The 4,594-nt window shown below is 61.7% G+C and carries 7 protein-coding genes; 6 read left to right on the top strand and 1 reads right to left on the bottom strand.

Translation table 11 applies throughout. The annotated features are described in order from the left end of the window. From ybgF to ADADOO_RS05260, 5 genes are all read left to right on the top strand, one after another. A partial coding sequence (gene ybgF, locus ADADOO_RS05280) for a tol-pal system protein YbgF (protein WP_511275626.1) occupies positions 1 to 319 on the top strand: 319 nt, incomplete at its 5' end. Then, complete coding sequence (gene queE / locus ADADOO_RS05275; RefSeq protein ID WP_511275624.1) at positions 320 to 958, top strand: 7-carboxy-7-deazaguanine synthase QueE; 639 nt, start codon at positions 320 to 322, stop codon at positions 956 to 958. 14 nt (positions 959 to 972) lie between these two features. Beyond that, positions 973 to 1,341, top strand: a complete 369-nt coding sequence (locus tag ADADOO_RS05270) for a PilZ domain-containing protein (protein ID WP_511275622.1) — start codon at positions 973 to 975, stop codon at positions 1,339 to 1,341. Between the two features lie 128 nt (positions 1,342 to 1,469). Next, positions 1,470 to 2,147 (top strand): 7-cyano-7-deazaguanine synthase QueC, encoded by a 678-nt coding sequence (gene queC / locus ADADOO_RS05265; protein WP_511275620.1) that lies wholly within the window; start codon positions 1,470 to 1,472, stop codon positions 2,145 to 2,147. 2 nt (positions 2,148 to 2,149) lie between these two features. Then, the gene (locus ADADOO_RS05260; protein WP_511275618.1) at positions 2,150 to 3,253 is read left to right on the top strand and encodes a YeeE/YedE family protein; all 1,104 of its coding nucleotides are present in this window, start codon (positions 2,150 to 2,152) and stop codon (positions 3,251 to 3,253) included. A 48-nt stretch (positions 3,254 to 3,301) separates the two neighbouring features. Here ADADOO_RS05260 and ADADOO_RS05255 read toward each other — a convergent pair whose 3' ends face one another. After that, positions 3,302 to 3,520, bottom strand: a complete 219-nt coding sequence (locus ADADOO_RS05255) for a hypothetical protein (protein WP_511275617.1) — start codon at positions 3,518 to 3,520, stop codon at positions 3,302 to 3,304. Positions 3,521 to 3,591: 71 nt separating this feature from the next. Here ADADOO_RS05255 and ADADOO_RS05250 point away from each other — a divergent pair. After that, a partial coding sequence (locus tag ADADOO_RS05250) for an MBL fold metallo-hydrolase (RefSeq protein ID WP_511275615.1) occupies positions 3,592 to 4,594 on the top strand: 1,003 nt, incomplete at its 3' end.

Genomic DNA, 4,594 nt, shown 5'->3' with positions numbered 1-4,594 from the left:
GTACAAGGAAGCCGCCGCCGGTTTCGCCGCCTACGTGCAGAAATACCCGGCCAGCTCGCTCGCCCCCAACGCCCAGTACTGGCTCGGCAACGCCTGGTATGCCCAGCGCGACTGCAAGCGCGCCATCGAGGCGCAAAGCGTGGTTACCACCAAGTATACCGACAGCCCCAAGGCGGCCGACGCCTGGCTGGCCATTGCCACCTGCCAGCAGGAGCTGGGCAATCCCAAAGGCGTCAAGCGCTCGCTGGAAACGGTCATTACCACCTACCCGGGCACCCCGGCGGCCGATACGGCCCGTGATCGCCTGAAGAAAAAGTAATTGGCTTTACGCCTCACCGAAATTTTCTATTCCCTGCAGGGCGAGGCATCGCGCGCCGGCCTGCCGACCGTTTTCGTCCGCCTGACCGGCTGCCCCTTGCGGTGCACCTGGTGCGACACGACCTACAGCTTTACCGGTGGCGAACCGGCGACAATCGAGTCGGTGCTGGCTGAAGTCGGCAAATATCCGGCCCGCCAGATCTGCGTCACCGGCGGCGAGCCGCTGGCGCAGAAGGATTGCCAGGCGCTGCTTACGGCGCTCTGCGACGCCGGTTACGAAGTTTCGCTGGAAACCTCCGGGGCGCTCGATGTCGCCGGCGTCGACCCGCGCGTGGCACGGATCATGGACCTCAAGGCGCCGGATTCCGGCGAGTCGGCGAGGAATCTGTGGCGCAACCTCGAAGTCCTCAGCCTGCGTGATGAGATCAAGATCGTCATCGCCTCGCGCAGCGACTACGAATGGGCCCGCAGTGTCCTGCGCGAACGGCGGCTCGACCGCCTGTGCCCGGTACTTTTTTCGCCGGCCGGCGGCCTCATCGAGCCCCAATCGCTGGCCGACTGGATTCTCGAAGACGGCCTCAACGTGCGCTTCCAGCTGCAGTTACACAAGCTCCTTTGGGGTAACATGAAGGGAAAATAAAGGAGGAGAGGGTCATGGACAGTAATCGCCGCAAGTTTTCCCGCATTCCCTTTCAGGCTGAAGCCAGCCTTTTTCTGCCCGACGGCGAATACGTCGTCGAGGTGCTCGATCTCTCGCTCAAAGGCGCGCTGATCCATCCCAACGCCAACGTCTTCATCACGGTTGGCAGCAACTGCACCCTGAAAATCCGTCTCGACCATTCCGGGGCGAGCGTCCGCATGGATGCCGCCGTTGTCCATCACATGGGCAATTACTACGGCCTGGCGTGTCGCGACATCGACCTCGACAGCGTTACCCACTTGCGCCGGCTGGTTGCATTGAACCTTGGTGACGAGGCGCTGGCTGAGCGGGAATTTGCGCTGCTCAGCGAACCCTCGGCGTAGCCGGTCCAGGCGCCGCCTGCGCAGGGTCAAATTCCCTGTCGGCGGCGGTTGGTGAATCCAGGATAAGGGCGCAGGAACAAGCAGATAGCCGGTAAAATGGGGCCGATTTTCAGGTATATTCGCGCCCCATGATGAAGCCAGCCGTCGTTCTCCTTTCCGGTGGACTCGATTCCGCCACTTGCCTCGCCATTGCCCGCAGCCAGGGTTTTGACTGTTATTGCCTGTCGTTCAACTACGGTCAGCGCCACTGTGCCGAGTTGCAGGCCGCTGAGCGGGTCGTCAAGGCGCTGGGCGCCGTCGAGCATCGGGTGCTCAATCTCGGGCTGGCCCAGTTTGGCGGCTCGGCCCTGACCGATACCAACATCAATGTGCCGGTCGGCGGTGTCCAGCCGGGCATTCCCGTTACCTACGTACCGGCCCGCAATACCATCATGTTGTCGCTGGCCCTGGCCTGGGCCGAGGTGCTGGGCAGCCGCGATATTTTTGTCGGCATCAACGCCGTCGATTATTCCGGCTACCCGGATTGTCGACCGGAATACCTGGCCGCCTTCGAGAAGATGGCCAATCTGGCGACGCGGGCCGGGGTCGAGGGCGTCAAGCTGAACGTCCACGCGCCGCTGATCGACCTTTCCAAGGCCGACATCATCCGCACCGGTGCGGCGCTCGGCGTCGATTACGGGCTGACCGTTTCCTGCTACCAGGCCGATGAACTTGGCCGCGCCTGCGGTGTCTGTGATTCTTGCCGACTGCGCGCCGAAGGCTTCGCTGCTGCCGGCTTGCCCGACCCGACGCCCTACCGAGCCTGATCATGGATCTCGCCACCCTGTCGAATACCGTTCTCTGGCTGGCCTTTGCCGTTGCTTTCGTGTTCGGCGCCATTGGCCAGAAAACGCATTTCTGCACGATGGGGGCGGTCTCGGACATCGTCAACATGGGCGACTGGAGCCGCATGCGCATGTGGCTGCTGGCCATTGGCGTCGCCATTCTCGGTTCCGCGGCGCTGCACGCGGCGGGGCTCATTGACCTCGGCAAATCGATCTACCGCACGCCCCATTTCACCTGGCTGTCCTACCTCGTCGGCGGCGCAACTTTCGGCATCGGCATGGTGCTCGCCTCCGGTTGTGGCGCGAAGACGCTGATCCGCATCGGTGCCGGCAACCTCAAGTCGCTGGTCGTTTTCCTCGTCCTCGGTCTGGTTGCCTACATGACCATGCGCGGCGTGTTCGGCGTGTTTCGCGTCAATGTGCTGGAAAAGGTGGCGATCACCTTTCCGGGCGGGCAGGATATTCCGGCCCTGCTGACTGCGGCCGGTCTCGAAGCGAAGACGGCGTTTGGACTGGCCGTGCTCGCCATCGGTGGCGGATTGACCGCTTTCTGTTTGCTCAATCGCGATTTCTGGACTCTCGATAATTTGCTCGGTGGCCTCGGTACGGGGCTCGCCGTCGTCGCCGCGTGGTACATCAGCGGCCACATCGGCTATCTGGCCGAACATCCCGAGACGCTCGAAGAGGCCTTTCTGGCGACCAACAGCGGTCGCATGGAAGGGCTGACCTTCGTCGCGCCGCAGGCGTATACGCTGGAGTTGTTGATGTTGTGGTCCGACACCAGCCGGACGATGACTTTCGCCATCGCCACGGTGCTTGGCGTGATCGCCGGCTCGGCCACCTGGGCCGGGCTGACCGGCAATTTCCGCTGGGAGGGTTTCGCCAGCGTTGAAGATACGGCCAGCCACTTGCTCGGTGCGGCCTTGATGGGTTTTGGTGGCGTGGTGGCGATGGGGTGCACGGTGGGCCAGGGCATCAGCGGGTTTTCGACCCTGGCGCTCGGTTCGATCGTCACCTTCCTGGCGATCGTCGCCGGGGCGGTGGTGACGCTCAAGTTCCAGTACTGGCGGCTGATGCGCGAGGCCTGACCGGCATTGCCACGGTCAACCGGAAATTTTGCCTAAATTTGAAATGGCTCAGGCGCCTTCTTTTTCCGTGAGCTTCTCGATGACCAGCGGGAAGATGCCGGAGCCGATCAGGGCGATGGCCGAGACGATGAAGGCCAGGCCCGCCATCGGGTCGTCAAGGACCGGATGAATGCGGGCGCCAAAGCCGGCCAGGCTGATCGCGCCGGGAATGGCACAGAGAACACCCAAGGTGGTCAAGGCAATAAAAGAGAATGGGTAGCGGCGCATGGTGTGAGTGTAGACGAGCGTTCGTTTCGGCGCGATGATAGGACGCTATTTTAACGTTTCAGGAGATACTCATGAACCGTCGCGATTTTCTCCGTTCCTCTGTCGCCATTTCCGCGCTGGGGGCGGTTGAGTTTGCTCCGTGGCAGATGGTGAGTGCGTTTGCCGGTGAGGTCGATGATTTTATCCGTGGCCCGGCGATCAAGGATTATCCGCTACGCCAGATCTCCAAACATGTAGCCATCATCTTCACGCCACATGGGTTTCCGACGCCGGAAAACCAGGGAATGATGAGCAATGTGACCTTCATCAACACCCGCCAGGGGGTTGTCGTCGTCGATACCGGGGCCTCGGTGCAAATCGGGGAAATGGCCATCCGGCAATTGGAAAAGAATTTCAGGAAGCCGGTGGTCGCCATCATCAACACCCATTATCACGGTGACCACTGGCTCGGCAATCATGCTTACGTCGAGCGTTTTGGTGACAGTCTGCCGATCTATGCCCATGCTGGCACCATCCAGGCGGTCAAGGGGATTCAGGGCAGCCTGTGGCTGTCGCTGATCGAAAAGGCGACCAACGAGGCATCGCTCGGCACCCGCATCGTGCCGCCCAATACCCCGCTCGACCATGGCGCCGAGCTCAAGTTCGGCGACGTGACCTTGCGCATTCACCATTACGGCAAGGTGCATACGCCGGCTGATCTCTGTGTCGAGGTGGTCGAGGATGGCGTTACGCTTGTCGGCGACATTGCCATGAATCAGCGCATCGCCAACATGGATGATGGCTCTTATCTGGGTACTTTCAAGGCCTACGAGCGGCTCGAGAAAGTGACGCAGACAAAGATCTGGCTACCGGCGCACGGCGTGCCGGGGGGCGATGTGCTGGCCTGGAATCGGTCACTGTTTGAAGGCATCTACCGTCCCTGCGAGCAGGCCATCAAGGATGGCCTGCCGCTCGAAGAGGCCAAGACGCTGGTCCTCAAGGATCAGCGTGTGGCAAGTCAGGCCAAGAATACCAAGGGCTTTGAAGCGAATATCGGCAAGTACGTCAGCATCGCTTACCTGGAAGCCGAGGCCG

It is taken from the genome of Azonexus sp. (genome assembly GCF_036170495.1).
Classification (GTDB): Bacteria; Pseudomonadota; Gammaproteobacteria; order Burkholderiales; family Rhodocyclaceae; genus Azonexus.
This window is presented reverse-complemented; position numbering and strand designations above follow the sequence as displayed.